The sequence below is a fragment of the Nocardiopsis sp. iso_40 genome (assembly GCF_056173285.1).
In genome coordinates, this window is sequence record NZ_CM149666.1 from 1,907,280 (window position 1) to 1,933,623 (window position 26,344).

At 71.5% G+C, this 26,344-nt stretch carries 22 protein-coding genes; 8 read left to right on the plus strand and 14 right to left on the minus strand.

All coding sequences use genetic code 11. The annotated features are described in order from the left end of the window. Positions 1-79: 79 nt before the first annotated feature. A complete protein-coding gene (locus tag AC0VYD_RS08475) occupies positions 80-736 on the minus strand; it encodes a M15 family metallopeptidase (RefSeq protein WP_475479362.1) in 657 nt (218 codons plus the stop codon). Between the two features lie 185 nt (positions 737-921). On the opposite strand from AC0VYD_RS08475, the gene AC0VYD_RS08480 reads away from it, so the two are divergent. Next, the gene (locus AC0VYD_RS08480; protein WP_452545950.1) at positions 922-1,596 is read left to right on the plus strand and encodes a response regulator transcription factor; all 675 of its coding nucleotides are present in this window, start codon (positions 922-924) and stop codon (positions 1,594-1,596) included. Beyond that, positions 1,593-2,789, plus strand: a complete 1,197-nt coding sequence (locus AC0VYD_RS08485; protein ID WP_475479363.1) for a sensor histidine kinase — start codon at positions 1,593-1,595, stop codon at positions 2,787-2,789. The genes AC0VYD_RS08480 and AC0VYD_RS08485 overlap by 4 nt, the downstream gene beginning before the upstream one ends. On the opposite strand, the gene AC0VYD_RS08490 is transcribed toward AC0VYD_RS08485, so the two are convergent. Then, positions 2,777-5,860, minus strand: coding sequence for a bifunctional [glutamine synthetase] adenylyltransferase/[glutamine synthetase]-adenylyl-L-tyrosine phosphorylase (locus AC0VYD_RS08490; protein ID WP_475479364.1), 3,084 nt, complete (start codon positions 5,858-5,860; stop codon positions 2,777-2,779). The genes AC0VYD_RS08485 and AC0VYD_RS08490 overlap by 13 nt on opposite strands. A gap of 153 nt (positions 5,861-6,013) precedes the next feature. Then, complete coding sequence (gene glnA / locus AC0VYD_RS08495; RefSeq protein ID WP_475479365.1) at positions 6,014-7,438, minus strand: type I glutamate--ammonia ligase; 1,425 nt, start codon at positions 7,436-7,438, stop codon at positions 6,014-6,016. Positions 7,439-7,767: 329 nt separating this feature from the next. Between glnA and AC0VYD_RS08500 the strand changes: the two genes are divergently transcribed. From AC0VYD_RS08500 to AC0VYD_RS08520, 5 genes are all read left to right on the plus strand, one after another. Continuing rightward, positions 7,768-8,274, plus strand: a complete 507-nt coding sequence (locus tag AC0VYD_RS08500; RefSeq protein ID WP_475479366.1) for an RDD family protein — start codon at positions 7,768-7,770, stop codon at positions 8,272-8,274. 214 nt (positions 8,275-8,488) lie between these two features. Next, a complete protein-coding gene (locus tag AC0VYD_RS08505) occupies positions 8,489-9,913 on the plus strand; it encodes an LCP family protein (protein WP_475479367.1) in 1,425 nt (474 codons plus the stop codon). Between the two features lie 656 nt (positions 9,914-10,569). Next, positions 10,570-11,964, plus strand: coding sequence for an LCP family protein (locus AC0VYD_RS08510; RefSeq protein ID WP_475479368.1), 1,395 nt, complete (start codon positions 10,570-10,572; stop codon positions 11,962-11,964). A gap of 193 nt (positions 11,965-12,157) precedes the next feature. After that, positions 12,158-12,748: a DUF2975 domain-containing protein gene (locus AC0VYD_RS08515; protein WP_475479369.1), complete on the plus strand. Its 591-nt coding sequence runs from the start codon at positions 12,158-12,160 to the stop codon at positions 12,746-12,748. Further along, positions 12,748-12,984, plus strand: a complete 237-nt coding sequence (locus tag AC0VYD_RS08520; protein ID WP_475479370.1) for a helix-turn-helix domain-containing protein — start codon at positions 12,748-12,750, stop codon at positions 12,982-12,984. The genes AC0VYD_RS08515 and AC0VYD_RS08520 overlap by 1 nt, the downstream gene beginning before the upstream one ends. 71 nt (positions 12,985-13,055) lie before the next feature. Here the strand turns inward: AC0VYD_RS08520 and AC0VYD_RS08525 are convergent, their stop codons facing one another. From AC0VYD_RS08525 to AC0VYD_RS08570, 10 genes are all read right to left on the minus strand, one after another. After that, on the minus strand, positions 13,056-13,772 hold the full coding sequence (locus tag AC0VYD_RS08525; protein ID WP_191273421.1) for a DUF4191 domain-containing protein: 717 nt from the start codon (positions 13,770-13,772) through the stop codon (positions 13,056-13,058). Positions 13,773-13,987: 215 nt separating this feature from the next. Then, complete coding sequence (gene lipA / locus AC0VYD_RS08530) at positions 13,988-14,941, minus strand: lipoyl synthase (RefSeq protein ID WP_475479371.1); 954 nt, start codon at positions 14,939-14,941, stop codon at positions 13,988-13,990. Between the two features lie 96 nt (positions 14,942-15,037). Next, the gene (gene lipB, locus AC0VYD_RS08535) at positions 15,038-15,742 is read right to left on the minus strand and encodes a lipoyl(octanoyl) transferase LipB (protein ID WP_475479372.1); all 705 of its coding nucleotides are present in this window, start codon (positions 15,740-15,742) and stop codon (positions 15,038-15,040) included. 9 nt (positions 15,743-15,751) lie between these two features. Further along, the gene (locus AC0VYD_RS08540; RefSeq protein ID WP_475479373.1) at positions 15,752-16,684 is read right to left on the minus strand and encodes a TIGR01777 family oxidoreductase; all 933 of its coding nucleotides are present in this window, start codon (positions 16,682-16,684) and stop codon (positions 15,752-15,754) included. Positions 16,685-17,021: 337 nt separating this feature from the next. Further along, positions 17,022-17,585, minus strand: a complete 564-nt coding sequence (locus AC0VYD_RS08545) for an NADPH-dependent FMN reductase (protein ID WP_475479374.1) — start codon at positions 17,583-17,585, stop codon at positions 17,022-17,024. 192 nt (positions 17,586-17,777) lie between these two features. Continuing rightward, positions 17,778-19,544, minus strand: a complete 1,767-nt coding sequence (gene sucB / locus AC0VYD_RS08550) for a 2-oxoglutarate dehydrogenase, E2 component, dihydrolipoamide succinyltransferase (protein ID WP_475479375.1) — start codon at positions 19,542-19,544, stop codon at positions 17,778-17,780. Positions 19,545-19,647: 103 nt separating this feature from the next. Then, on the minus strand, positions 19,648-21,024 hold the full coding sequence (gene lpdA / locus AC0VYD_RS08555) for a dihydrolipoyl dehydrogenase (RefSeq protein ID WP_475479376.1): 1,377 nt from the start codon (positions 21,022-21,024) through the stop codon (positions 19,648-19,650). Positions 21,025-21,157: 133 nt separating this feature from the next. Next, complete coding sequence (locus AC0VYD_RS08560) at positions 21,158-22,681, minus strand: leucyl aminopeptidase (RefSeq protein WP_475479377.1); 1,524 nt, start codon at positions 22,679-22,681, stop codon at positions 21,158-21,160. A 355-nt stretch (positions 22,682-23,036) separates the two neighbouring features. Then, positions 23,037-23,828, minus strand: a complete 792-nt coding sequence (locus AC0VYD_RS08565; protein ID WP_475479378.1) for an adenosylcobinamide-GDP ribazoletransferase — start codon at positions 23,826-23,828, stop codon at positions 23,037-23,039. Then, on the minus strand, positions 23,825-24,817 hold the full coding sequence (locus tag AC0VYD_RS08570) for a bifunctional adenosylcobinamide kinase/adenosylcobinamide-phosphate guanylyltransferase (RefSeq protein ID WP_475479379.1): 993 nt from the start codon (positions 24,815-24,817) through the stop codon (positions 23,825-23,827). Before AC0VYD_RS08570 ends, AC0VYD_RS08565 begins: the two co-directional genes overlap by 4 nt. Before the next feature lie 206 nt (positions 24,818-25,023). Here AC0VYD_RS08570 and AC0VYD_RS08575 point away from each other — a divergent pair, with 206 nt between their 5' ends. Further along, positions 25,024-25,227: a hypothetical protein gene (locus tag AC0VYD_RS08575; RefSeq protein WP_475479380.1), complete on the plus strand. Its 204-nt coding sequence runs from the start codon at positions 25,024-25,026 to the stop codon at positions 25,225-25,227. 96 nt (positions 25,228-25,323) lie between these two features. Here AC0VYD_RS08575 and AC0VYD_RS08580 read toward each other — a convergent pair whose 3' ends face one another. Then, positions 25,324-26,328 carry an aldo/keto reductase family protein gene (locus AC0VYD_RS08580; RefSeq protein WP_475479381.1) on the minus strand — a complete coding sequence of 335 codons (1,005 nt, stop codon included), beginning with the start codon at positions 26,326-26,328 and terminating at the stop codon, positions 25,324-25,326. Positions 26,329-26,344: the final 16 nt, after the last annotated feature.

Sequence of the window (26,344 nt, forward strand, 5' to 3'; positions counted from 1 at the left end):
GGGCCGTTACTCCCCGGCCCGCCCCGGGCACCCCGGCGCCACACTCCTCCGGCGCCGGGGCGCCCCCGCTCCGACGGCCTCAGTCCGCGGACGCGTCCGTCACGGGCTCGGGGCAGGTGCCGCCGGGTTCCACGGTGAGCTCGTAGTGCCAGATCTCGTTGGCGTAGGTCTGGCAGAGCCCGAACCGCGGGCCGTGCTCGGCGAACCAGTACGCCGCGTCGGTGCGGCCGATGTCCACGGCCTCGCCGGTCACGTGCGAGGACTCCTCGGGCCCGGCGACCCATCTGGCCGCCTCCTCCTCGCTGCCGTACACCCCGACCGCCGAATCCAGCAGGAACCGCTGGTAACGCTCGCTGCGCCACCCGCTCGTCACCAGTACCTCGATTCCGTCCTCCGCCAGAGCCGCGTCGGCGGCATCGTGCACCGCCGCCAGCAGCTCGGTGTCGAGTCCGGTCAGGGCGGGCACGTCCTCGGAGGGGTCCAGGGCCCCGCCCTCGGGGACGAAGCCGTCGTCCTCGTCCAAGGGGGTGGACCGGGTTACCGGGAGGTCCTCCGACCGCGACCGGTCGGGGCTCTCCCCGGACACCTCACCACGGTCGGGGCCGCCACCGCTGTCCGTGCCGTCGTCCGCGCCCGACGCCGCACAGCCACCCAGTGCCAGCACGGACACCACGGCCGCGGTGGTGAGAACAGCCGGTCGGAACCGCAACCAGCGCATGAGACGTCCCTTCGTCAAGGCCGGGCCCCGTGCCCGGCACCGAAGGGACCACAGCACCAGGGAGGTTGTTGCGCGGATGTAGGCCGGCGACCCAACGTTTTCGCAACACGGCCCCTGCCTACACTGAGTTGCCTCAGCCCCTCTCCGTGGTCTGTGAGCTGCCCGAACCCGGAGAAGCGGGTCCGCCGAACAGGGGGAACCACATGCGCGTGCTGGTCGTCGAGGACGAGGTCTTCATGGCCGAGGCCCTCCAGTCGGGGCTGCGGCACGAAGCCATCGCCGCTGACGTCGCGCTGGACGGCGACGCCGCGCTGGAACGGATCGGGGTCAACGACTACGACGTGGTCGTCCTCGACCGGGACATCCCCGGTGTCCACGGCGACCAGGTGTGCGCGGTCCTCGCCCGCGACCACCCCGGCACCCGGGTCCTGATGCTCACCGCCGCGACCCGGCTCAGGGACAAGGTGGACGGGTTCGCCCTGGGCGCTGACGACTACCTCACCAAACCGTTCGCGGTGGAGGAGCTGGTCGTGCGCCTGCGCGCGCTCGCCCGGCGGCCCTCCGCCACCGTCCAACCGGTGTTGGAACAGGCCGGCCTGCGCCTGGACCCCTACCGCAGGGAGGTCTACCGGGCAGGCCGCTACCTGCGGCTGCCCCGCAAGCAGTTCGCCGTCCTCGAACTGCTCATGCGCGCCGACGGGGGAGTGGTCAGCGCGGAAACCCTCCTGGAGAAGGTCTGGGACGAACACGCCGACCCCTTCACCAGCGCGCCCCGGGTCACGGTGTCCCAGCTGCGCAGGGCCCTGGGCGACCCGGACCCCATCGTCACCGTGCCCGGCGCGGGCTACCGTCTCGTCGCTCCCGGCGAGGGCCGGTGAACGGCCGCGAGAGGGACGCGGCGCCGCCCGGACCGAGGGTCAGCGCACGTCTGCGCCTGACCCTCGGCTACGCCGGTTTCCTGGTCATCGCGGGGCTGGCCGTCCTGGCCGGGATCTACGTGGTTCTGCGGTACGTCCCCAACTATCCGCTCACCGCGGCCAATCCGAGCGATGCCCACCTGGTGATTCCGGCCCGCTCGGAGATCCTGAGCGCGCTCGTCAACGTCTCGGGGGCGGTCCTGCTGGTGCTGGCCGTGCTCGGGCTGGTCGGCGGCTGGTTCCTGGCCGGCTGGGTGCTGCGTCCCCTGCGGCGGATCAACGACGCGGTCCTGACCGCCGCGACGGGGCGGCTGGAGCACCGGATCGCGCTCTCGGGGCGCAACGACGAGTTCCGCCAGCTCGCTGACGCCTTCGACCACATGCTCGACCGCCTCCAGGACGCCTTCGAGGCGCAGGAGCGCTTCGCCGCCAACGCCGCACACGAACTGCGCACCCCGCTGGCCGTCAACGCGACCCTGTTGGACGTGGCCCGCCGCGACCCGGAGGGACAGGACCACCCCCGCCTGCTCGAACGGCTCGACATCACCAACGCCCGTGCGATCGAACTCACCGAGGCGCTGCTGCGGCTGGCCGACGCCAACGCCGTCACCGCGGCCGCCGCGCCGACCGACCTCGCCGAGGTCGCACGCGGTGTGGTCGCACGACACGCGGACGAGGCGAAACGGGCCGGTGTCCGGTTGCGACACACGCTGCCCCCGGCCCCGACGGTCGGTGACATCACCCTGCTCACCCAGCTCACCGAGAACCTGGTGCACAACTCCCTGCGCCACAACACCCGGGCCGACACGGCCGACGAGGGCACGGCCTCCGTCACCACCGGCCGCGACCCCCGCACCGGCGGCGCCCTCCTGCGGGTCGAGAACACCGGCCCCGTGTACACGCCGCAGACCGTCGCACGCCTGCACGAACCCTTCCTCCGCGGGCAGGGCCGGGTCAGCACCGGTCAGGGGCACGGCCTGGGCCTGGCCCTGGTGGCCCGGGTCGTCGACGTCCACGGCGGCACCCTGGAGCTGTGGCCGCGCCAGGCACGGGAAGGGGGAGGGCTGACCGTCACGGTCACACTGCCTCCCCCGTCGGATCCCCCCGTGAAACCGACCGCGGCCCCGTCCGCGCCGCGGCCTCAGTCGTCGTAGAAGGTCCTCTCCATGACCGCGCGGGCCCGGCGGGTGGCGCGCAGGTAGGCGTCGGTCAACTGCTCCGCGGGGCCCTCCGGCTCCAGGCCGTCGTCGCCGTCCCCGTCGCCGTCGTCGTCCCCGTCGTCCTCGCCGTAACCCATGGCCTGGGCCAGCGCGGCACGCACCCGCAGGTCGTTCGGGATCGAGTCGCCGCCCCGTCCGCGCACCAGCATGACCATCCCGCGCACCCGGGAGGCCAGACGCCAGGCCTCCTCCAGCACCACACCGTCGTCGGCCGCCAGCAGACCGTGCGCCACCGCGACCCCCAGGGCCTCCAGCGTCCCGGTCGTGCGCAGGTCCGGGTGCTCGTGGGCGTGGCGCAACTGCACCAGCTGGGCCACCCACTCCACGTCCGAGAGCCCGCCCCGGCCCAGCTTCGTGTGCAGGGTCGGGTCGGCCCCGCGCGGCAGCCGTTCGGCCTCCATCCGGGCCTTGAGCTTACGGATCTCCAACACCGCGGACCCGTCGATGCCCCCGTCCGGGTAGCGCAGGGGGTCGATCAGGGCGGTGAAGGCCGAACACAGCCCCTCGTCGCCCGCGATCGGCCGCGCCCGCAACAGCGCCTGGCTCTCCCACACCTGCGACCAGCGGCCGTAGTAGGCGGCGTAGGAGTCCAGCGTGCGCACCACCGGCCCGCTCTTGCCCTCCGGCCGCAGGTCGGTGTCGATCTTGAGCGGCGGCTCGGCCTGCGGCATCTCCAGGAGCCGGGCCAGCTCCCGCACGGTCGCCAGGGCCTGCCTGGTGGCCGAGCCCGTGTCCACACCGGGCAGCGGGTCGTGCACGTACATCACGTCGGCGTCGCTGGCGTAGGTCAGCTCACCGCCGCCGAACCGCCCCATGGCCACCACGCACACCCGGGTGAGCCTCTCGCCGCCGGAATCGGCCACCGCCTTGGCGTAGGCCGCGCGCAGGGCCGCGTCGATGGTCACCGCCGCGATGTCGGTCAGCGCGGTGCCGACCTCCTCCACCGAGGACACGCCCAGCAGGTCCGCGGCGGCCGTGCGCAGCAGCTCCCGGCGGCGCAGGGCCCGCACCGCCGACACCGCCTCCTCCGGGGTGTCGTAGCGGCGCAGCGCCGCGTCGGCCTCGGCCATCAGGGTCCTGGTCTGGCGGCGCCGCAGGTCGGCGTCGTCGGCCAGGGTCGCCACGGCCTCCGGGGCACGCAGCAGCAGTTCGGTGGCGTAACGGCTCGTCCCCAGCAGCCAGGCCATCCGCTCGGCCACCCGCACGTCGTCGCGCAGCAGCCGCAGGTACCAGGGGGTGGTGCCCAGGGAGTCGCTGACCTGGCGGAAACCGAGCAGGCCCGCGTCCGGGTCGGGGGAGTCGGCGAACCAGCCCAGCATCACCGGCAGCAGCGTGCGCTGGATGGCCGCACGCCGGGACAGCCCCGACGTCAGCGACTTCAGGTGGCGCAGGGCCCCGCGCGGGTCCACGAAGCCCAGGGCGCCCAGCCGTTCCACCGCCTGCTCGGGGGAGAGCCGGGCCTCGTCCTCGGGGAGTTTGGCCACCGCGTTCAGCAGCGGACGGTAGAAGAGCTTCTCGTGCAGGCGGCGCACCTCGGCCGACACCCGCTTGCGGGCCTCGGTCAGCTCCCGTACCGGATCGGCGGTGAACCCCAGGGCCCGGCCCAGCTGGCGCAGCTGTGCGGGGCCGTCCGGGGACTGGGGGTCGGGCAGCAGATGGGTGCGCCGCAACCGCTCCAGCTGCAACAGGTGCTCCACCCGGCGCAGGAACCGGTAGGCCTCGGCCAGCCCGGCCGCGTCCTTGCGGCCCACGTAGCCGTACTCCGACAGGGCGGTCAGGGCCCGGAGGGTGTTGCCCGAACGCAGCCGGTCGTCGGAGCGCCCGTGCACCAGTTGGAGCAGCTGCACGGAGAACTCGATGTCGCGCAGGCCGCCCGGGCCCAGTTTCAGTTCCCGCTCGGCCTGGCCCGCGGGGATGTGCGCCACCACCCGGCGGCGCATCGCCTGGACGTCCTCCACGAAGTCCTTGCGCCCGGCGGCCTCCCACACCATCGGGGAGATCGCCTCCGAGTACGCCCGGCCCAGCTCCGCGTCACCGGCGATCGGACGGGCCTTGAGCAGCGCCTGGAACTCCCAGGTCTTCGCCCAGCGCTCGTAGTACGCCAGGTGCCCGGCCAGCGGACGCACCAGCGGACCGTTCTTGCCCTCGGGGCGCAGGGCCGGATCGACCTCCCACAGGGTGCCCTCGGCGTCGGTCTCCGACAGGATCCGCATCATCGCCGTGGCCAGCCGGGTGGCCGCCCGCTGGGCCCCCTGCTCGTCCCCGGCCGCCTCGCCCGCGTCCACGGCGGGTTCGGCCACGAACACCACGTCCACGTCGCTGACGTAGTTCAGTTCCCGGCCGCCGCACTTGCCCATGCCGATCACGCTCAGCCGGCACAGCTCCGCGTCCTCGGGCGCCTCGGCCCGGGCCACCGCCAACGCCGCGTCCAGGGTCGCGGCGGCCAGGTCGGCCAGCTCGGCGGCGACCTCGTCCACGGTGTTCACCCCGGTCAGGTCCCGCCCGGTCAGCCTCAGGACCCGCCGACGGTAGGCCACCCGCAGAGTGTGCCGCAGCACGGCCGAGGGCTCCGCCTCGGACCCCTCGCCCAGGGAGAGGTCGGCGACGGGGGCGGTGTCGTCGGGGTGGGCGCCCACGGTGTGCATGAGTCCCCGGCGCAGCTCCTCCGGTTCGGGGGTGCGCGCGGCGTCGGCCCCGCGCAGCTCACGCCAGTCACCGGGGTGGCGGACCAGGTGGTCGGTCAGGGCCGTGCTGGCGCCGAGGATCCGGCACAGCCGGGTCCGCAGTTCCCGTTCCTCCCGCAGCGCGAGGAGTACCTCCTCCGGGTCGGGCGCGGCCTCCAGCAGCCGGAGCAGACCCAGCAGGGCCTGGTCGGGGTCGGCGGCCGCCGCGAGTGCGCCGATGATCTCGGTGTCGGCCCGGGCGTCCAGGCCGGCCTCGGTCACCAGCCGCAGGGCCCGGGCGCTGTCGCTGAAACCGAGCCTGGCGAGCGCGCCTGCTGTCATGTTGGTTATTCCGTCCCTTGCCACGCGTCAACGGTAGCCGGGCGGCCCGCGCACGGACCGCACGGCCCGGCCCTGGGTCCGGGCGCCGCCGAACGGCCCCGGAACCGACTCGGGGCCGGTACCCGAACTGGATACCGGCCCCGAGGGGTGCTGCTAGATGTCGTAGTAGAGCTCGAACTCGCGCGGGTGCGGGCGCAGGCGCAGGGAGTCGATCTCCTCGGTGCGCTTGAAGTCGATGTAGGTCTCGATCAGGTCCTTGGTGAAGACACCGCCCTCGAGCAGGAACTCGTGGTCGGCCTCCAGGGCCAGCAGGGCCTCGTCCAGGGACGCGGGAACCGTCTCGATGGCCGCGGCCTCGGCCGGGGGCAGCTCGTAGAGGTCCTTGTCGACCGGCTCCGGCGGCTCGATCTTGTTCTTGATGCCGTCCAGGCCCGCCATCAGCATGGCGGAGAAGGCCAGGTAGGGGTTGGCCGACGGGTCCGGCACGCGGAACTCGATGCGCTTGGCCTTGGGGTTGGAACCGGTGAGCGGCAGGCGGATGCAGGCCGAACGGTTCCGCTGGCTGTAGACCAGGTTGATCGGGGCCTCGTAGCCCGGCACCAGGCGGTGGAAGGAGTTCACCGTCGGGTTGGTGAAGGCCAGCAGCGCCGAGGCGTGCTTGAGCAGGCCGCCGATGTAGTGGCGGGCCGTGTCGGAGAGCTGGCCGTAACCGGACTCGTCGAAGAACAGCGGCGCGCCGTCCTTCCACAGGCTCTGGTGGCAGTGCATGCCGGAGCCGTTGTCGCCGAAGAGCGGCTTGGGCATGAACGTGGCGGTCTTGCCCGCCTCGTTGGCGACGTTCTTGACGATGTACTTGTACAGCTGCACCTTGTCGGCCTGCTGGAGCAGCGTGCCGAACTTGATGCCGATCTCGGCCTGGCCGGCGGTACCGACCTCGTGGTGCTGGAGCTCGACCTCGATGCCGGAGTCCATGAGGGTCTGCACCATGTCGGAGCGCAGGTCGCTGTAGTGGTCGACCGGCTCGACCGGGAAGTAGCCGCCCTTGAAGCGCGGACGGTAGCCGCGGTTGCCGCCCTCGATCGCGGAGCCGGTGTTCCAGGCGCCCTCGATGGAGTCGATCTCGTAGTAGCCGGTGTTCGCACGCGTCTCGAACTTGACGTCGTCGAAGATGTAGAACTCGGCCTCGGGGCCGAAGAAGGCGGTGTCGGCCACGCCCGAGCCCTTGAGGTAGGCCTCGGCCTTGCGGGCGACGTTACGCGGGTCGCGGCTGTAGGACTCCAGCGTGAGCGGGTCGTGGACGAAGAACGTCATGTTCAGCGTCTTGTGCTTGCGGAACGGGTCCAGGACACCGGTGCTCAGGTCGGGGAGCAGCAGCATGTCCGACTCGTGGATGGCCTGGAAGCCGCGGATCGACGAGCCGTCGAACATCTGGCCGTTGGTGAACGTGGACTCGTCCACGTTCTGGACCGGGAGGGTAACGTGGTTCACGCCTCCGAACAGGTCCGTGAACCGGACGTCGAGGAACTTGACGTCCTCGTCTCGGATGTAGGCGAGAACCTCGTCGACGCTGCTGAACAAAACGGAACCTCCGTGCAGGTGGCTGAGACGGTGGGCTCGTGATCCGCTCCGTCGCGGACATGTCGAACCACACGCCGTCTCCCGGCTTCGCTATCGAAGCTAGGAGCGCGTGATTTCCACGCCATGTCTCGATTGTTTCCTGCATGTTACGGAGCTGGGTGTTTTCGCAGACCAATGCTGCTGACCCGGTGATTCCGCCTGTTTGAGGGGCAAACCGGGGCGCATCCGGCCTTCGGGGTGACCGTCGACACGCAGGCTCCCGGCCCAGGTCACAGTGCTCCCACGCACCCGCGCGCGGGGGGTCGTTCCGGGCCGATACCGTGAAAAGCATGAGCGACGAGAGCCGGAGCGGTGCCTCCGCGGCCCCCGAGGACGACTTCCGCTACCGGGGCAACCGGCTCGGCCTGCCCGAGAGCGGTACCGGTTCGGTCCCCGGGGTCATCCGGCGCCTGGTCGGCCTCGCCCTGGACTGGGCTATCGCCGCGATGCTGGTGTGGGTCGCCGTCAGCCTCGGCCTGATCGGGCAGGAACTGGCCGCGGCCGCGGCCGCGGGCGGCGACGAGGAGGCCCTCGCCCTGACCAACTTCACCGCCCTGTCCACCCTGGTGGTCTTCGCGGCGATGAACATCCTGCTGCTGACACTGTTCGGTACAACGATCGGACGGCGGATCGTCGGCGTGGGGATCGCGGCCACGGGAGAGCGCTCCTGGCCCTGGTTCGTGTCGATGACCGTGCGCACCCTCCTGTTGTGCCTGGTGATCCCGGCGGTGGTCTACGACCGCGACACCCGCGGCCTGCACGACCGGGCCGCGGGCACCGTGGCGTCCCGCTACTGAGCGCCCACCGAAGGTTCGGTCGCCGCCTCCGCGCGCGCCACGCGCGTGCGCACCCCGCGCAGGCTGCTGTTAGCATCCGTTCACGGCATTGTGCAGGGGACCGCGACTCTCGCAGGCGGTGTTCCCTCCCCGACGGGTGAGAGCACACACGGAACACGCCTCGGCCGCCCTGACCCCGCCACCCAAGGTCTCACCGCACCCTCCGAAGGTTCGCATGGCTGGAAAACGCTCCGCCCCCCACACCTCCGGCGTCCTCAGCGTCGCCCGACTGTCCGCCGGGCAGTGGATCGCCTGTGTGGTGACCGCGCTGGCCATCATCGCGAGCCTCGGCAGCTACGGCTGGTACCAGGGCCTGGTCGGCAACATCACCACGACCCAGGTCGACACCGACGCCTGGGACCGGCCGACCAGCGTCGAGGGGGTCATGAACCTCCTCATCATCGGCTCCGACGTCCGCTCCGGTGAGAACGCCGAGTACGGGGAGGCCGAAGGGGCGCGGCCCGACACGATGCTCATCGCGAGCATCGACGTGGACGACGGCGCGGCCACCCTGGTGAACCTGCCCCGCGACCTCGTGGTCGACCTGCCCGGCTGCGAGGCGGCGGAGGGCTACCAGGGCATGAGCCCCCACCAAGGCATGATCAACTCCGCGATGACCTTCGGCGGCGTGGGCTGCCAGTGGAACGCGGTCGAGCAGGTCACCGGTGTGCACCTGGACCACTTCGTCATGATGGACTTCACCGGCTTCAAGGACATGGTCGACGCCATCGGCGGCGTGCAGATGTGCGTTCCCGAGCCGATCGACGACCCCAAGGCGCACCTGGAGCTGGACGCCGGACTCCAGACCCTGGACGGTGAGGACTCGCTGGGCTTCGTGCGCTCCCGTTACGCCCAGGGCGACGGCAGCGACCTGTCCCGGATCGACCGCCAGCAGGAGTTCATGGGGGCCATGCTGCGCGAGGTCCTCAGCAGCGAGGTCATGACCAGCCCCGTCACCGTCACGAACTTCCTCGGGGCGGTCACCGACTCGATCAGCACCGACGACGACCTGACCGTCGAGACCATGACGGACATCGCCATCTCCATGCGCGAGGTCGACCTGGAGCGGGTCCAGTTCGTCACGGTCCCCAACGGCGCCCACCCCGACGACAACAACCGCATCGTGATGAGCCAGCCCGCCGCCTCGGAGCTGTTCGAGGCGATCAACACGGGCGCGGACCTGGCTCCCGGCTCCGACGAGGACGAGGACGCCGACAGCGCCGAGGAGAGCTCGGTCGAGCCCTCCGACGTCTCGGTCGAGGTGCTGAACAACACCGGTATCGACGGCCTCGCCCTGGAGATCCAGGCGGTCCTCGTCCAGGAGGGCTACGTGGTCACCGGGGTCGGCAACCCGGAACTGCGCGCCCCCGACGCCACCACGGTCTACCACGGGCCGGACGACGCGGCCGCGGCCGAACTGCTCGCCGGTTCCCTCACCAACGCCCGGACCGAGGAGGTCCAGGGCCTGGAACAGACCCTCGAACTGGTCGCCGGGTCCGACTGGAACGGGTTCGGCGGCGACCCTGCCGAGTCCGACCTGTCCATCACCGAGGACCTCGGCGGCGTCACCGCCGAGCCCGAGGAGAAGAGCGCCTGCTAGGGGCACGTCCGGCGGACCGTTTCGGTCCGCCGGACGTCCCGGCGGGTCCCCGGGGGCCCGCCGGTGCCGAAGCCGAGCTGCGGGAGGACACGCACCCCCCGGTGCCGGGCGCTGACGAGGAGATGGACGAGCTCTTAGAGCTACCGGTCCACGCCTACATGTTCACCGCCGTGGAGGGGACCACGCTCCGCGACGCCCACGGGATCCTCGTGGAGGAGCGCGTGCGCGATCTCGGTTCCTCCTTTGCCGAATCCTGGCAGCGTCGGCCCCGGGCTGTCTTTCCACCACTTCGTGCTCCGAGGGAACCCGGGGAATTCTCGGGCTTCCCGTCGTGGAGCGGCTCCGGCTCAGGTGACGAAGGAAACTCCGAGCTGCCGGGTCCTCCTGTCCGTGTTTCGGACACCGGTCGTACTCGGGCTCCCCGAACAGGGTTGCGACGTTCTGCCCGGGCCGGATGCCGGGGCGCCCTGCTCCCGCCGCGTGAGCGCGGCCGTCGGTCGTCGTCTGACACGTCGTGACCGTTCCGGTAGCATCCGGGGGGTTACGTCCTAGTATCCGCGCGGTGGTCCCCCTCCCGCGGCGGTGCTCCCCTCACGGGCGGACACCCCTCTCGTGCCCCGGATCGGATCGCAGGTGCCCTCTTGGCCCCAAGAAACGTGTCTACGGCCGTCGACGCCGTCAGGATGACCCTCGGCAAGTGGGTGGCGTGCGGCATGACCGGTGTGGTCATCGCCGCGAGCCTGGTCGCCTACGCCGGTTACCAGGACATCCTCGGAATCGAGACCGCCGAGGTCGATCCGGACAGCTGGGGCGACCGTCCGGCCCAGGTCGAGGGGCTGCACAACATCCTGCTCCTGGGAACCGACGAGCGCACCGAGGAGAACGCCTCCTACAGCGAGGCCAACGGCATCCGCCCGGACGTGCTGATCCTGGCCAGCATCGACGCCGACGGGGGCGGCGTGACGATGGTCAACCTGCCCCGCGACACCATGGTCGACATCCCGCCGTGCGAGGCCGTCGAGGACAGCGCGGGCTGGAGCGGCGGGGTGGACCAGCTCAACCACGCGATGGCCTACGGCGGTATGGACTGCCAGGGCAAGACGGTGGAGGCGATCACCGACATCCACCTGGACCACATCGTCATGGTCGACTTCGCGGGCTTCCAGAACATCGTCAACACCCTCGGCGGCATCGAGCTGTGTGTTCCGGAGCCGATCGACGACCCCAAGGCCGACCTGAAGCTGGACGCCGGCGAGCAGACGCTCAACGGCGAGCAGGCCCTGGGGCTGGCCCGGTCCAGGGCCAGCACGGAGAACGGCAGCGACCTGGAGCGGATCAAGAACCAGCAGCGCATGATGGGCGCCATCCTGCGCGAGGTCACCGAAGGCGAGACCCTGTCCAGTCCCAGCACCCTCTACGATTTCCTGGAGGCGGTCAGCGACAGCCTGGTGACCGACAGCAACTTCTCCACGGAGAAGATGGGCGAGCTGGCCATCGCCATGCGCGAGGTCGACCTGGGCCGGATGAACATGGTCACCGTCCCGGTCGTGGAGTACCCGCCCAACACCGACAAGGTCCAGTTCAACGAGCCCGACGCGGGGGAGTTCTTCGCCGCGGTCTCCGCGGGTGAGCTGACCGGGGACGAGGAGGCCGAGGAGGAGGCGGAGGAGAGCGTCGAACCCTCCGAGGTGTCCCTGCGGCTGCTCAACAACACCGCCACGAACGGGTTGGGGGCCCAGGTCGGGCCGCTGCTGGAGGCCGAGGGCTTCGTCGTCACCGAGATCGGCAACCCCGGAGCCCGCGCCCCCGCCGCCACCACCGTCTACCACGGCCCCGACCGGGCCGAGCACGCCGAGCTCCTCGCCTCGGCCCTGGACAACGCCCAGGTCGCCGAGGAGCCCTCACTGGGCGAGGAACTCGAACTGGTCATGGGCTCGGCCGACTGGGAGGGCCTGGCCGACGACGAGCCCCTGGACGCGGAGGACGGGGAGGCCCTGCTGGAGGAGGTCGGCGCCACCTCGGCCGAGGAGGACAGGGTCAGCTGCGACTGAGCCGAGGGCCCTTCCGGGGCGGCGGTCCGACACGGGCCGCCGCCCCGTTCGCGTTCGCGGTCCGACGGGGTGACAGTACGAGGCATATCGTTTATCGTTATTATCGATGAACGATAAGTCGAAGGTTTCCCTGCCATTCAAGGCCCGGCTTCGCTGGACACGCGCGGACTCGGTGGCGATGCGGTGTGTCCTGATGCTGGTGGTGCTCCTGCTCTCGGTCTCCCTGCTCGTCACCCTCACCTGGGCCCTGTTCGCGGTACCCTCCGGTCTGCCGGGCGGGATGAACCAGATCACCATCCACCACACGGCCGAGGTCCCCACGGCGGCACCTCAGGTGACCGTGCTAGCCGAGGGCGCCGAGATCCGGGGCACCACCGAGGCGGCGCTCGTCTTCGAGGACCCCCGGTTCGACCAGCGGCTCCTGCTCGCGGCCCCGGCCCTGCTCTGGAACGCACTCGCGCTGGCGGTCGTCCTCTTGGTGTTCGCGGTCCTGCGCAGCCTCGGTGAGGGCGACCCCTTCGTGCCCGCCAACGTCCGCCGCGTCTACACCGTCGCCTTCCTGGTGCTCTTCGGTTCCCTGCTCCTGCCGATGATCGAGGCGGTCTGCGCCGTTGCGCTCCAGGACCCCGTGGTCAGCCCGAACGAGGTGGCCCTGTTCACCTTCACCCTGGGGTTGGGTTCGGGCCCGCTCAACGGTGTCCTCGTCGGACTTGTCCTCGCCGCGCTCGCCGAGGTCTTCCGGCGCGGCACCCGGATGCGCGACGACGTCGAGGGCCTGGTCTGATGCCGCCGGAGGAGGCCACCGGGATCCGGGTCCACCTGGACGGGCTCCTGGCCGAACGGGGGATGACCCTCACCGAGCTCTCCGAACGGGTGGGGGTCACGGTGGTCAACCTGTCCGTGCTCAAGAACGGCAGGGCCAAGGCGATCCGCTTCTCCACCCTGGCCGCGCTCTGCCGCGAACTGGACTGTCAGCCGGGCGACCTCATCAGCCACCGGGACGGACCGGGGGATCCCTGAAGGGGGCCGCGCACGCGAACGGGGCCGTCACACCCGGTGCGACGGCCCCGTCGGGGAATCGAGGGGGAGGCTCAGCCTCCGGCCTTGTTGCCGCGCATGCCCTTGGGCAGCTTGGCGCCCTTGGGCATGGGGCCCTTGGGCATCTGCGTCGCGGCGGGCAGCGCCTTGAGCCGGTAGTTCAGCTCGGCGGTGTCGGACTTGTCCAGGTTGCGGGGAAGCTTGACCAGCGTCCGCTGCAGCTTGGAGACCGGGACCTGGCCCTCGCCGTTGCCGACCTTGAAGTCGTAGATGGGGGTGTCCAGGGAGACGCGCGCCACGCGCTTCTTCTCCCCGGCGATCAGCCCCTTCAGGCGGCCGGGGTCGCCCTCGCCGACCAGGACGACACCGGGGCGGCCCACCACGCGGTGGACGACGTCCATCTGCTTGTTGGCGGCCACGCCGGGCTCCACCACCCAGTTGCCGCGCATGTTCTCCAGGATCGCCATGCCCGCGCCCAGCCGCCCGTCCAGCATCTTGTACTGGACCCGCTGGGCGGCACGGGTGAACATGATGAAACCGACCAGGAAAGCGATCGGCAGGCCGGTCAGCGGCCAGATGATCCAGGAGCCGGTCCAGATGCCGATGCCGACGAAGGCGGCGAAGATCAGGACGGCGATGGTGATCGCGATCGGGATCGTGCGCGGGCTCTGCTGGTGCACGACCTTGGCGACCATGCCGATCTGCTTCAACCGGCCCGGCTGCTTCTCGCCACCCTTACCGGCGGTCGTGTTCTCGGACTTCTTCGCCATCGTGCTTTCAGGCAGCGCACACCGAGCGGATCGGCGGGGAAGGAGCTTCCCTGTGCTGCCTTGCCTCCTCTTCGCGGTCGACCTACGGTGTGGCGCCTTCCGGCGCCACGAGCTGGGCGCCTGGGACCACCAGGATATGTGTCCGACCCCGAGATGCGGAACGGTGGCCCGCGGGCCACCGTTCCAGCTTGGTCACGACTCGGGTGATTCGGTCGTTATGCGTTGCTCGTGGTCTCGGCGGCCTCGGCGTCACGCTTCTCGCGGGCCTGCTTGTACAGGGTCCCGGCCCGGTAGGACGAGCGTACGAGCGGTCCGGACATGACCCCGGCGAAGCCGATCTCCTCGGCCTCCTTGCCCAGGTCCGCGAACTCCTGCGGCTTCACCCAGCGGTCGATCGGGTGGTGCAGCTTGGAGGGGCGCAGGTACTGGGTGATGGTCAGCAGGTCACAGCCGGCCTCGTGCAGGTCGCGCATGGCCTCGCTGATCTCCTCGCGGGTCTCGCCCATGCCCAGGATCAGGTTCGACTTGGTGACCAGGCCGTCCTCGCGGGCCCTGGTGATGACCTCCAGGGAGCGCTCGTAGCGGAAGCCCGGACGGATCCGCCTGAAGATCCGCGGCACGGTCTCCACGTTGTGCGCCAGGACCTCGGGGCGCGAGCCGAAGACCTCGGCCAGCTGTTCGGGGTCGGCGTTGAAGTCCGGGATCAGCAGCTCGACGCCGGTGCCCGGGTTGAGCTCGTGGATCTTGCGGACCGTCTCGGCGTAGAGCCAGGCGCCGCCGTCCTCCAGGTCGTCGCGGGCCACACCGGTGACGGTGGCGTAGCGCAGCTCCATCTTCTGGACGGAGGTGGCGACCTTGGTCGGCTCCATCCTGTCCAGGGGGCTGGGCTTGCCCGTGGCGATCTGGCAGAAGTCGCAGCGCCGGGTGCACTGGTCGCCACCGATGAGGAAGGTGGCCTCGCGGTCCTCCCAGCACTCGTAGATGTTGGGGCAGCCCGCCTCCTGGCAGACCGTGTGCAGGCCCTCACCCTTGACCAGGGACTGGAGCTCGGTGTACTCCGGCCCCATGTGCGCCTTGATCTTGATCCACGGCGGCTTTCTCTCGATCGGGGTCTCGCTGTTGCGCGCCTCCACGCGCAGCAGCTTGCGGCCCTCAGGAGCGATGGTCAACGCGAACCCGTTCCCTTCTGTACCCCTTGGCGGGGACCCTCGCGCCCCTTGTGGGGGCTGCACGTCCCGGTGGGGACTGGCTCATGGTGTGCTCTGTCATCCTCGGGCGGTGGCGCCGGAGAGCATTCCGGTGCCGTCGGTGTGGCTGTACTCGGCCGCACCGAGGACGTCGGCCAGATGCCGTTCGAGGCGCGGACGCACGTCGGCGACGGTGACGGCGCGCCCCAGTTCTTCGGTGAGCGAGGTGACCCCCGCGTCGGAGATCCCGCAGGGGACGATCCGGTCGAACCACGACATGTCATTGTCGCAGTTCAGGGCGAGGCCGTGCATACCGACCCCGCGCGCGATGCGGCAGCCGATCGCGGCGATCTTGCGTTCGCTCAACCCGCGTTCCGGGTCGGCGTCCAGCCAGACCCCGGTGCGGCTCTCGACCCGCCTGCCGGTCAGGTCGTAGTCCGCGAGGGTGCGGATGACGGCCTCCTCGAGCATGCGGACGTAGGCGATCACGTCGATCGGGTCCGGCAGTCGGACGATGGGGTACACCGTGAGCTGCCCGGGACCGTGCCAGGTGATCTTGCCGCCCCGGTCGATGTCCACCACGGGAGCACCGGGGTCGGTGATGGGACGATCCCACCTCCCGGTGCGTTTGCCCGCCGTGTACACGGGCTCGTGCTCCAGGAAGAGGACCGTGTCCGGCACCTCATCGGCGACGCGGCTCCGGTGGAGCCGCTTCTGGAGGTCCCAGCCCTGGTGGAACGGGACGGGGGTGTCGCCCAGCCATGCGTAAACGAGATCACTCACACCACCACCTTACGCCCCGGCGGGAGGGGCGGGTCTGACCAGGATGTCGGATAGCGCACTGTCGACGGTGGGCAGGACGAAGGAATACCCCGCCTCCTCCAGCCGTTGGGGCCGCGCCCTCAGGTCGATCAGCGCGGTCTCCTCCGCGAAGTCCCCCAGGGTCGCGCGCATCGCCGTCGCCGGGAGCGGCAGGATCGTCGGACGTCCCAGGGCCCGGCCCAGCGCCTCGGTGAAGGCGGCGTTGCTGACCGGTTCGGGCGCGCACATGTTCACCGGCCCGGTCAGCTCGGGCCGGTCCAGCAGGAAGCGGATCGCACCGACCTCGTCCGTCAGCGATATCCAGGTCATGTACTGGGCTCCCGAACCCAGACGGCCGCCCAGGCCGGCCCGGTACAGCGGCAGAAGCGTTCTGAGCATCCCGCCGGAACGGGCCAGCACCACGGCCGTGCGCATGTGGGCCACGGACAGGCCGGCCTCCTCGGCGGGCCGGGTGGCCGCCTCCCAGTCCCGGCAGACCCGGGCGAGGAAGCCCTTGCCCGGAGGGCTCTCCTCGGTGGCCACCGTCCCGCCGGTGTCCCCGTAGTAGTGCATCCCGGAGGCGCTGAGCAGGTGGGGCGGGGGAGACGGCATCCGGGCCAGGGCCCCGCAGAGGGTCCGGGTGCCGCACACCCTGCTGCGGCGGATGACGGCTCTGCGGTGCCTGGTCCACAGGGCGGGGCCGATCGGTGCGCCCGCCAGGTGGACCACGGCGTCGGTCCCGTGGAGGGCCGCGGTGTCCACCCGCCCCTGTTCGGCCCGCCACTCAGCCTCCGCCAGGCGCGGGTCCGGGCCGGAGCGGGGCGGCCGCCGGACCAGGTGCACCACGGAGTGGCCGTCCTCGAGCAGGGACGCCGTCAGCGCTCCGCCGATCAGTCCGCCCGCTCCCGTGATCGCCACTCTCATGACGTGGTTCTACCCGCTCTGTCCGGTTCGGACCGCGGGCGGGTTCCCCGTGGCCCGAGCCGGCCGGCGGGCCGGGGCGGTGGCGGAAAAGATTTCTTCGGCTTTTTCGGCGAAAGGACTGCGGGGAGCGCCCGGGTCTTCTAGTTTGAGTGTGGGACATGGAACTCCGCGTCAGCGCGGGGCTACCGTGAGCGATCCCCTGTCGGGCTGGCAGGCTCGCACTCCCGCAGACCTTTGATGATGGGGATCATCAGGGGATGGTGATTGGTGGGGTAGAAAGACGGGGCGGTGCCGTTCAGGCGCCGCCCCGTTCGCCGTCGGGGCGGGCCGTGTCGGCTCAGCCCGGGTAGGGGCGGCGTGCACGGGCTTCGCGCAACGACAGCGCCCACCACGCCAACTGGTCCAGCATCTCCCCGACCGCGTCCTCCGCGTCCCGCAGGACCTCCGGAGCGGTCCCCTGCGTGCCGAACACGCGCTGCGCGTTGTGCAGGCTGACGGAGGTGCGCACCGTCGTGGCGTGCAACTCGGCGAAGACCGCGCGCAGCTGCTCCACGGCCCGCAGGCCGCCGGACATGCCCCCGTAGGAGACGAAGGCGACCGGCTTGGCGAACCACTCCTTGCGCGCGGAGTCGATGGCGCTCTTCAGCGGCCCCGGGTAGCCGTGGTTGTACTCCGGGGTCACCACGACGAAACCGTCCGCCGCCTCGATCCGGGACGAGAACGCACCCAGCGGTGTCCCGTGCCCGTCGCCGAGGTCGAACCCGGCCACGTCCAGCGCGTCGATGTCGACCCCCGGGCGGGACGCGGCCAGGTCGAGGAACCAGCCGGAGACCACGGGGCCGGTGCGGCCGCTGACGTTGCCGCCCAGGATGACCGCGATCCGAAGGTTCTCTTGCTGCATGTGGTTCCTCGTCTTCGGCTGGCAGGACTCGGGGGCGGGGCTCGGGGGGTCCTACCCACGTTAGGACGTCAAGTTAGGTTGAGGTCAATTCGGGGTCCTGGCCCGGCCGCACACGGAAGCGGCCCGGGCCGGGCACCGGTGTACGGTGCCCGGCCCGGGCCGGGACGAACATCCCCGGACGGGGGCGCGGGGTCAGCTCAGGCCCAGGTCGTCCTCGAAGGACCCCTCCTCCAGTCGCTCCTTCACGGTCTGCAGGAAACGGCCCGCGTCGGCGCTGTCGATCAGGCGGTGGTCGTGCGCCATCGACAGGTAGACCATCCAGCGGACCGCGATGACCTCGCCGCCCATCGCCTCGTCCTCGACGACGACGGGACGCTTGACGACCGCGCCGGCGCCCAGGATCGCCACCTGCGGCTGGTTGATGATCGGGGTGCCGAACAGCGCACCGGTGTGCCCGGTGTCGGTGACCGTGAACGTGCCGCCGCCCAGCTCGTCCGGGCCGAGCTTGCCGGTGTGGGCGCGCTCGGTCAGGTCCGTGATGCTTCGGGCCAGACCGCCCAGGTTCAGCGAACCGGCGTCCTTGACCACGGGCGCGAGCAGACCGCGCTCGGTGTCCACCGACACACCGAGGTTCTCTACCTCGTGGTAGGTCACCGTCCGGTCGGTGCCGTTGATCACGGCGTTGACCTTCGGGTGGGTCTTGAGGGCCTCAACGGCGGCCAGCGCGAAGAACGGGAAGAAGTCCAGTTCCACGCCCTCGCGCTGGGCGAAGGAGTCGCGGGCCTGGTCGCGCAGGCGCGCGATCTTGCTGACGTCCACTTCGATGACCTGCGTCGTCGTGGCGGAAACGTGCAGCGACTCGACCATGCGGTCCGCGATGGACATGCGCAGCCGGGACAGCTTCTCGGTGCGGCCGCGCAGCGACGGGTCCGGGGCGACCTTGTGCTGGGCGGCCGGGGCGGCGGGCGCGGCGGCGGCTTCGCGCCGGGCCTCGGCGGCCTTGAGCACGTCCTGCTTGCGGATACGACCGCCCACGCCGGTGCCGGAGACCCGGCTCAGGTCGACCCGGTGCTCGTTGGCCAGCTTGCGGACCAGCGGCGTCACGTACGCCTCGGTCACGGCGTCGGTGCCGGTGGCCCGGCCGGTACCGCTGAGCGTTTCCACGTCCACCGACGGGCTGCCACCGTCCTGCTCTCGTGCGGCGGGAGCAGGCGCGGACTGGGCTGCCGGGGCGGGCTCGGGCTTCGGCTCGGACTTGGGTTCGGGCTTCGGCTCGGGCTCCGCCGGGGCGGAGGCCGCGGGGGCCGGACCGGAGCCGCCGACGATCGCGATCTCGGTCCCGATCTCGACCGTCTCGTCCTCGTCGACGAGGATCCTGGTGAGTACACCGGCCACCGGGGACGGGATCTCGGTGTCCACCTTGTCGGTGGAGACCTCGAGGAGCGGCTCGTCCTCCTCGACGGTGTCGCCGACGCTCTTCAGCCACTGGGTGATGGTTCCCTCGGTGACGCTCTCACCCAGGGCGGGGATGGTCACGGGGGTGCCGGAGCCGTCGGAGGCGTCGTCACCGGAGGCCGGGGCGGCGGGCTCGGGCTCGGCGGCGGGCTCTTCCGCGGGCTCCTCCGCGGCCGGTGCGGGCTCCGGCTCGGCGGCCTGTTCGGGTTCAGCGGCCTGCTCGGGCTCGGCGGACGCGGAGGACGCCTCGTCGTCGGCGTCCTCACCGTCGCCGCCGATGACCGCGATCTCCGCGCCGATCTCCACGGTCTCGTCCTCGTCGACGAGGATCTTGGTGAGTACACCGGCCACCGGGGACGGGATCTCGGTGTCCACCTTGTCGGTGGAGACCTCAAGGAGCGGCTCGTCTACCTCGACGGTGTCGCCCACGTTCTTCAGCCACTGGGTGACGGTCCCCTCGGTGACGCTCTCACCCAGGGCGGGCATGGAAACGGAAGTCGGCATGGGTTCCTCGTTGGATCTGGACGCGGTACCTGCCCAAGGCCTTGATGGGCAGCGCGGATGTGTGCGGGGGCGGGCCCGTGGGGCCCGCCCCCGGGTGAAGCGGTCAGTCGTGGACGTGCAGCGGCTTGCCAGCCAGCGCGAGGTGCGCCTCGCCCAGCGCCTCCGACTGGCTCGGGTGCGGGTGGATCAGCTGGGCCACCTCGGAGGGCAGCGCCTCCCAGTTGTAGATCAGCTGGCCCTCGGCGATCAGCTCGCCGACACGGCTGCCGACCATGTGGACGCCCAGCACGGGGCCGTCCTTCTCGGCGATGACCTTGACCGCGCCCTGCGTCTGGAGGATCTGGCTCTTGCCGTTGCCCGCCAGGTTGTAGTTCATCTCGACGACGTCGTGACCGCGCTCCTTGGCCACCTTGGTGGTCAGACCCACGGACGCGACCTCGGGCTCACAGTACGTGACGCGGGGGACACCGTCGTAGTCGATCGCGGGCGGGTTCTGCCCGGCGATGTGCTCGGCGACGAAGATGCCCTCGGCGAAACCGACGTGGGCGAGCTGGAGGGTCGGGATGAGGTCGCCGACCGCGTAGACGTTGCCGACACCGGTGTGCAGGTTCTCGTCGACCTGGACGAAGCCGCGGTCGAGGGTGAGGCCCTGCTCCTCGTAGCCCAGGCCCTCGGAGACCGGGCCGCGGCCGATGGCGACCAGCAGGACCTCGGCCTCGAGGGTCTTGCCGCCCTGGAGGGTGACGACCACACCGGAGTCGGTGGTCTTGACCGACTCGAACGGGGTGCCCAGCTCGGCCTTGATCTTCCGCTTGCGGAAGGCGCGCTCCAGCAGCTTGGAGCTGGACTCCTCCTCGACGGGGACCAGGTGCTTGAGGGCCTCGACGACGGTGACCTCGGCGCCGTAGGAACGCCACACGCTGGCGAACTCCACGCCGATCACGCCGCCGCCCAGGACGATGACGGACTCGGGGACACGGTTCAGTTCCATGGCCTGGTCACTGGTCATGACCTTCTCGCCGTCGATCTCCAGGCCCAGGGTCTTGGGCTTGGAACCGGTCGCCAGGAGGATGTTCCTCCCCTTGTAGACCTTGCCGTCGACCGTGACCTCGTCCTTGCCGGTGAGCTTGCCCTCACCCTCGACGACGGTGATCTTGCGGGACTTGACCAGCCCGCTCAGGCCCTTGTGGAGGCCGCTGATCACCTTGTCCTTGTACTTGTGCACGGCCTCGATGTCGATGCCCTCGAAGGTGGCCCGGACACCGAAGTTCTCGCTCTCCTTGGCGGAGTCGGCGACCTCGGCCGAGTGCAGGAGGGCCTTGGTGGGGATGCAGCCGCGGTGCAGGCAGGTGCCGCCGAGCTTGTCTTTCTCGATCAGGACGACGCTCAGGTCCAGCTCGGCGGCGCGCAGTGCCGCCGCGTAGCCGCCGCTGCCGCCGCCAAGGACGACGAGGTCGAAGGTGCCGCCGCTCTCACTCACGGGAACGAACTCCTAGTTGTGGTGGCTGGTGATGGGTGGTGGAAGACCGCGGTACGCCGCCGGGGGCGGATCGCGGCTGCCGGGGAGGGGGCGGCAGTCCGGCTCACAGGACTGCCGCCCCGGCCTCGCAGGACTACTGCTTGCGGGCGTAGTCCTCGGCGATGCGGACGAGGGTGCGGGTACCCGCACCCGTCCCGCCCTTGGGGGTGTAACCGTGCGGGCCGCCCTGGTTGAAGGAGGGCCCGGCGATGTCGAGGTGGGCCCACTTGGTGCCCTCCTCGATGAACTCCCGGAGGAAGATGCCCGCGGAGAGCATCCCGCCCCAGCGCTCGCCCGCGACGTTGGCGATGTCGGCGACCGAGGAGTTGAGGCCGGCGCGCAGCTCGTCCGGGAGCGGCATCGGCCAGGAGGCCTCGCCCTCGGCGCCCGCGGCGGTGACGATCTCCTCGCGCACGGTGTCGTCGTTGGACATGACCGCGAACACGCGGGTGCCCAGGGCGACCAGCTGGGCGCCGGTGAGCGTGGCGATGTCCACGATCAGGTCCGGCTCGTCCTCGTGCGCGCGGACCAGCCCGTCGGCCATGACCAGGCGGCCCTCGGCGTCGGTGTTGAGGACCTCGACGGTCTTGCCGCCGTAGATGCTCAGGACGTCGGAGGGGCGCTGGGCGGTGCCGCTGGGCATGTTCTCGGCCACGGTCAGGTAACCGACGACGTTGACCTTCAGGCCCAGGGTGGAGATGGCGCGCATGGCGGCGAGCACGGAGGCGGCACCGCTCATGTCGGACTTCATCCACTCCATGCCGCCCGAGGGCTTCAGGGACAGGCCGCCGGAGTCGAACGTGATGCCCTTGCCGACGAAGGCGACCGTCTTCGTGGCCTCCGGGTGGCTGTGGGCCAGCCGCACCAGGCGGGGCGGGTTCGCCGAACCCTGGCCGACACCGGTCAGGCCCCCGTAGCCGCCCTCGGACAGGGCGCGCTCGTCCAGGACCTCGATCTCCAGGCTGGCCTGCCGGGCGATCTCCTGTGCCGCGGCGGCCAGGTCCTCGGGGACCAGGTCGGCCGGGGCGGTGTTGACGAGGTCGCGGGTGAAGGAGACGGCCTCGGCCAGGACGGCGGCGCGCTCCACGGCGTCGCCTGCGCCGGCGGCCTCGCTGACCACGGTCAGCTTGGTCTCGGCGGCCTTGGCCGCCTTCTTCTCGGCCTTCTCGCCGGTGCGGTACCGGTCGAAGCTGTAGTTGCCGAGTTCGGCGCCCAGGGCCACGGCACCCGCCTGCTCGGCGGTGGTCGCGGGCAGCGCCAGGACGACACGGCCCGCGCCCTCGGGGCGCGAGCCCAGCGACCGCAGGGCGGTACCGGCCGCACGGGACAGGACATCGGAGTCGACGGGGCCGTCGGTGGGTGCCGGGCCGAGACCGACCGCGACGACGACCGGGGCCTTGACGGCTCCGAGGGAGGCAATGGTGTGCACCTCCTCGGGTGCGCCGCTCGCTCCCAGGAGCGACAGGGTCGAGCCGAGGCCGCCCGCGAAGGCGGCGTCGACGGAATGAGCGCCCGATGCGGGCTCCGGGGCGTCGCCTCCGGAGTGGTAACCGACGACAACCGCGTCGGCGTCGAGCGAACTGGGGGACTCCGTGTTTACTGACAACGTCGTGCTCACGTCCCCGATGCTAGTCCTCCCGTGCCCCCCGCGGCGACGCGGCGCCCCGCGCCCCGTGGGCTCTGACGCGGCGCTCCGCGCCGTCGGGCGAAGCGGAGCGCTCCCCGGGCGGGTCCGCGCCCGTCCGCGGCGTGCGGGGGCTCTGGCCCCTCGCGGGGGGTCTCGCAGGCGGTTGCCGGTGCGGGCCCGCGCCTGCCCGTGGGGTGATCGGGTGAAACTCCGTGTGAAAAAATGTGATCATGCCGACATTGGGGTGCGCGTAAGGGCTACTGGTCAGTAAGAACCGCCTGGTGGGAGCCGCCCCGGACCCCGGCCACGGCGGACGGCGCACCCGGGGCCCGGGGCCGGAAACCCCTCAGACCCAGGCGAGCGCAGCCGCCGTCACCAGCAGGGAGGTCGTCGCGGCCGTCTCCACCAGGGCGCCCAGCACGTCCCCGGTGATACCGCCCAGGCGGCGCACCGCACGGCGCAGCAGGGCGCCCGCCGCCGCCAACCCGCACACCGCCCCCGCGGCGCAGGCCGCGGCGAACCCGGGGGAGTGCGTCAGCCCGAGCGCGCACAGTGCCAGCACCCCGGCCGCGCACACGGCCGCGGACCGGGGGCGCACCGTCCCCGCCACGAACGCGCCCAGCCCCTCGGGCCGGGCGGAGGGGACCCGGGGAGTGCACGCCAGGGTGACCGCCAGGCGACCGGTCGCGCCCGCCGTCACCGCGCCGGCCAGAGCGGCCCAGGGGGAGGCCCCGACGAGCTGGCCCAGCGCCAGGACCTGGGCGCCGACCGCCACCAGCAGGGTGATCACCCCGAACGGGCCGATGTCGGAGCGCCGCATCACCTCCAGCGCGCCCTCGGCCGGGCGGCCGCTGCCCAGGCCGTCGGCCAGGTCGGCCAGCCCGTCCAGGTGCAACCCCCGGGTGAGCACGGCGCCCAGACCGGTCGCGAGCAGCGCCGCCAGCGGAGCCGACCAGCCCCACCACACCCCGGCCGTCGCGAGGGAGGCGGTGACCGCGCCCAGGAGGGCGCCCAGCGCCGGGGCCCACCGCATCGCCCACCCGGCCACGGGGCGGTCCACCCGTTCCACCCGCACCGGCCAGACGGTGAAGGTGCCCACGGCCATGCGGGCCCCGTCCACGGTGTCGGAGCGGCTCACGGAAGCTCCACCACGCGCCCGGCCGTGGCCAGCACCACGTCCTCGGACTCCGCGCCCACCCACTGGTTCAGCAGCCCCAGGTGGTCGCGGAAGAGCCGTCCCGACCGGGTCGCCGGGACCACACCCGACCCCGCCTCGTTGGTGACCGCCACGACGTAGGCCTGGGTCGAGCGCCAGGCGTCCAGGAGGTCGTGCACGGCGGCCTCCATCCGCTCCTCGGCGTCCCGGGGCGGGTCCTCCTCCCACAGGCCGCACTCGCCCATGACCCAGGTCAGCCAGGTCCCCAGGCAGTCGACCAGGACCGCGCCCCGTGTCCGCCGGAGCAGTACCGCGAGGTCGGTGGTCTGTTCGGTCCGCCACCACCAGGGGCGGCGCCGTACGTGCAGGGCGACGCGCTCGGCCCACTCCGGGTCCGCCTCCGCGTCGGGAACCGGGCCGGTGGCCGCGTACACCACCTTCGGCTCGGCCAGCAGGCGCAGCTCGGCCTCGCGGGACTTGCCCGAACGCGCGCCCCCGGTGACCAGGGTCCGGTGCGGCCCGCGCGGTCGGGACTCCGGCCACACCGCGGGCGGGCACGGGATGACGGTGCCGTCCCCCGGGACCAGGGCGCCCCACAGGCGGGCGCGCCTGGCGAACTCCTGCGGTGAGCGGACCCGGTGGTCGCCGCCGACCGCGACCACCGCCGTGGTCACCCCGATCACCCCGGACCGGCGCAGCTCCCCGATGACCTCGGGGCGCTGCACGGCGTCCACGATGACCATGTCCACCTGTTGCTCGGGCGCGGAGGAGTACACGGACGAACCCGCGGGCCGGGCTCCGGCGGGCGGCCCGCCGGGCAGCGGGCCCTGGGTGGAGCGGGCGTACAGCAGACGGCCGCCGTCGGCGCCCTCGACACGGACGCCGTCCGGGGTGGGGGTGACCGTGTACTCCGGTGGGACCGGGCCGACGACCCCGGCCTCGCGGATGCGGAAGCGGTCGTCGACGGTCACCCTCAGCGGCAGACGGCGTTCCGCGTGGGCCTTGTTGCAGGACGAGCAGGTGCACTGCGGGGCTGGCCAGCCCGAGTGACCCGCCGTCCCCAGAAATCGGATACGCACCCAGCAGAGTAAACAGCATGAAGTGCCAAGCCTTGGTTAAGCTCGGCACAGGATCGCGGTGTACCCACCGCGGAACCGGCGACGAAGGGCGGTCGAACATGGCGTGGACGTGGCGGTACCACGAGGCGGACGGTGCCCAGATGAGGGCGGAGGAGCTGCCGGCCGAGTCGTTCACGTCGCGTGGCGACGCCGAGAGCTGGCTGGGTGAGAACTGGGCGGAGCTCGCGGAGGGCGGCGTGGGCAGCGTCGCTCTCCTGGAGGAGGACCGGGAGGTCTACACGATGCCCCTGGCCGCCGAGTAGCCCCGATCCGCAGGCACGCGAAGGCCCCGGCGCCGTCAGGGCGCCGGGGCCGAACGGACCCGGGCGGGGCCGGGGCCCTCACCGGTCACACGGACGTCAGCCGCGGATGTTCTCCGGGCTCCTGGTGAGCGCGGGGTCGCGCTCGATGCTGTCGCCGAGGACCTCGTCGATCCGGGCCATCAGCCCGGTGTCGAGCTTGACCCCGGCCGCCTTGACGTTGCTCTCGACCTGCTCGGGGCGGGAGGCGCCGATGATCGCGGCCGAAACGTTGGGGTTCTGCAGGACCCAGGCCACCGCGAGCTGGGACAGGGTCAGCCCGGCCTCCGCCGCCAGGGGCTCCAGGTGCTGCACCCGCTCCAGCAGAGCCTGGTCGGAGACCTTGTCCGCGAGGAACTTCTCGCTCTTGGGGTCGGCGGCGCGCGAACCCGCGGGCAACTCCTGCCCGGGGCGGTACTTGCCGGTCAGGATCCCGCCGGCGATCGGCGACCACACGATCTGACCGATCCCCTCGCGCTCGGACAGCGGGACGACCTCGGACTCGATGACCCGCCAGAGCATGTTGTACTGCGGCTGGCTGGAGACGATCCGGTCGAAGCCCATCTCGTCGGCGATCTTGAGGGCCCGCTCGATCTCCTCGGCGCGCCACTCGGAGACGCCGATGTAGAGGGCCTTGCCCTGGCGGACCAGGTCCTCGAAGGCCCGCATCGTCTCTTCCAGCGGGGTGGTGTAGTCGAACCGGTGCGCCTGGTAGAGGTCCAGGTAGTCGGTGCCCAGACGGCGCAGGGAGTCCTCAGCGCCGCGGATGATGTGCTTGCGGGACAGGCCCTTGTCGTTCTTGCCCTCGCCCATGGGCCAGAAGACCTTGGAGAAGATCTCCAGGCCGTCGCGGCGCTCGCCCTTCAGCGCGCGGCCGAGCACCTCCTCGGCCCTGCCCTGGGCGTAGACGTCCGCCGTGTCGAAGGTGGTGACGCCCGCGTCGAGCGCGGCGCGGACACAGGAGGCGGCGGTGTCCTCCTCGACCTGGGAGCCGTGGGTGATCCAGTTCCCGTAGGCGATCTCGCTGATGACCAGACCGCTGTTGCCTAGATGCCGAAAGTCCATGGGAAGCACTCTAGCC

What these genes read in the sequence shown, in the direction of transcription:
- AC0VYD_RS08480 (WP_452545950.1), top strand. Translation starts at nt 922, where the DNA reads ATGCGCGTGCTGGTCGTCGAGGACGAGGTCTTCATGGCCGAGGCCCTC.
- AC0VYD_RS08490 (WP_475479364.1), bottom strand. Translation starts at nt 5,860, where the DNA reads ATGACAGCAGGCGCGCTCGCCAGGCTCGGTTTCAGCGACAGCGCCCGG.
- AC0VYD_RS08500 (WP_475479366.1), top strand. Translation starts at nt 7,768, where the DNA reads ATGAGCGACGAGAGCCGGAGCGGTGCCTCCGCGGCCCCCGAGGACGAC.
- AC0VYD_RS08505 (WP_475479367.1), top strand. Translation starts at nt 8,489, where the DNA reads ATGGCTGGAAAACGCTCCGCCCCCCACACCTCCGGCGTCCTCAGCGTC.
- AC0VYD_RS08515 (WP_475479369.1), top strand. Translation starts at nt 12,158, where the DNA reads ATGCTGGTGGTGCTCCTGCTCTCGGTCTCCCTGCTCGTCACCCTCACC.
- AC0VYD_RS08520 (WP_475479370.1), top strand. Translation starts at nt 12,748, where the DNA reads ATGCCGCCGGAGGAGGCCACCGGGATCCGGGTCCACCTGGACGGGCTC.
- AC0VYD_RS08525 (WP_191273421.1), bottom strand. Translation starts at nt 13,772, where the DNA reads ATGGCGAAGAAGTCCGAGAACACGACCGCCGGTAAGGGTGGCGAGAAG.
- AC0VYD_RS08540 (WP_475479373.1), bottom strand. Translation starts at nt 16,684, where the DNA reads ATGAGAGTGGCGATCACGGGAGCGGGCGGACTGATCGGCGGAGCGCTG.
- AC0VYD_RS08545 (WP_475479374.1), bottom strand. Translation starts at nt 17,585, where the DNA reads ATGCAGCAAGAGAACCTTCGGATCGCGGTCATCCTGGGCGGCAACGTC.
- sucB (WP_475479375.1), bottom strand. Translation starts at nt 19,544, where the DNA reads ATGCCGACTTCCGTTTCCATGCCCGCCCTGGGTGAGAGCGTCACCGAG.
- AC0VYD_RS08575 (WP_475479380.1), top strand. Translation starts at nt 25,024, where the DNA reads ATGGCGTGGACGTGGCGGTACCACGAGGCGGACGGTGCCCAGATGAGG.
- AC0VYD_RS08580 (WP_475479381.1), bottom strand. Translation starts at nt 26,328, where the DNA reads ATGGACTTTCGGCATCTAGGCAACAGCGGTCTGGTCATCAGCGAGATC.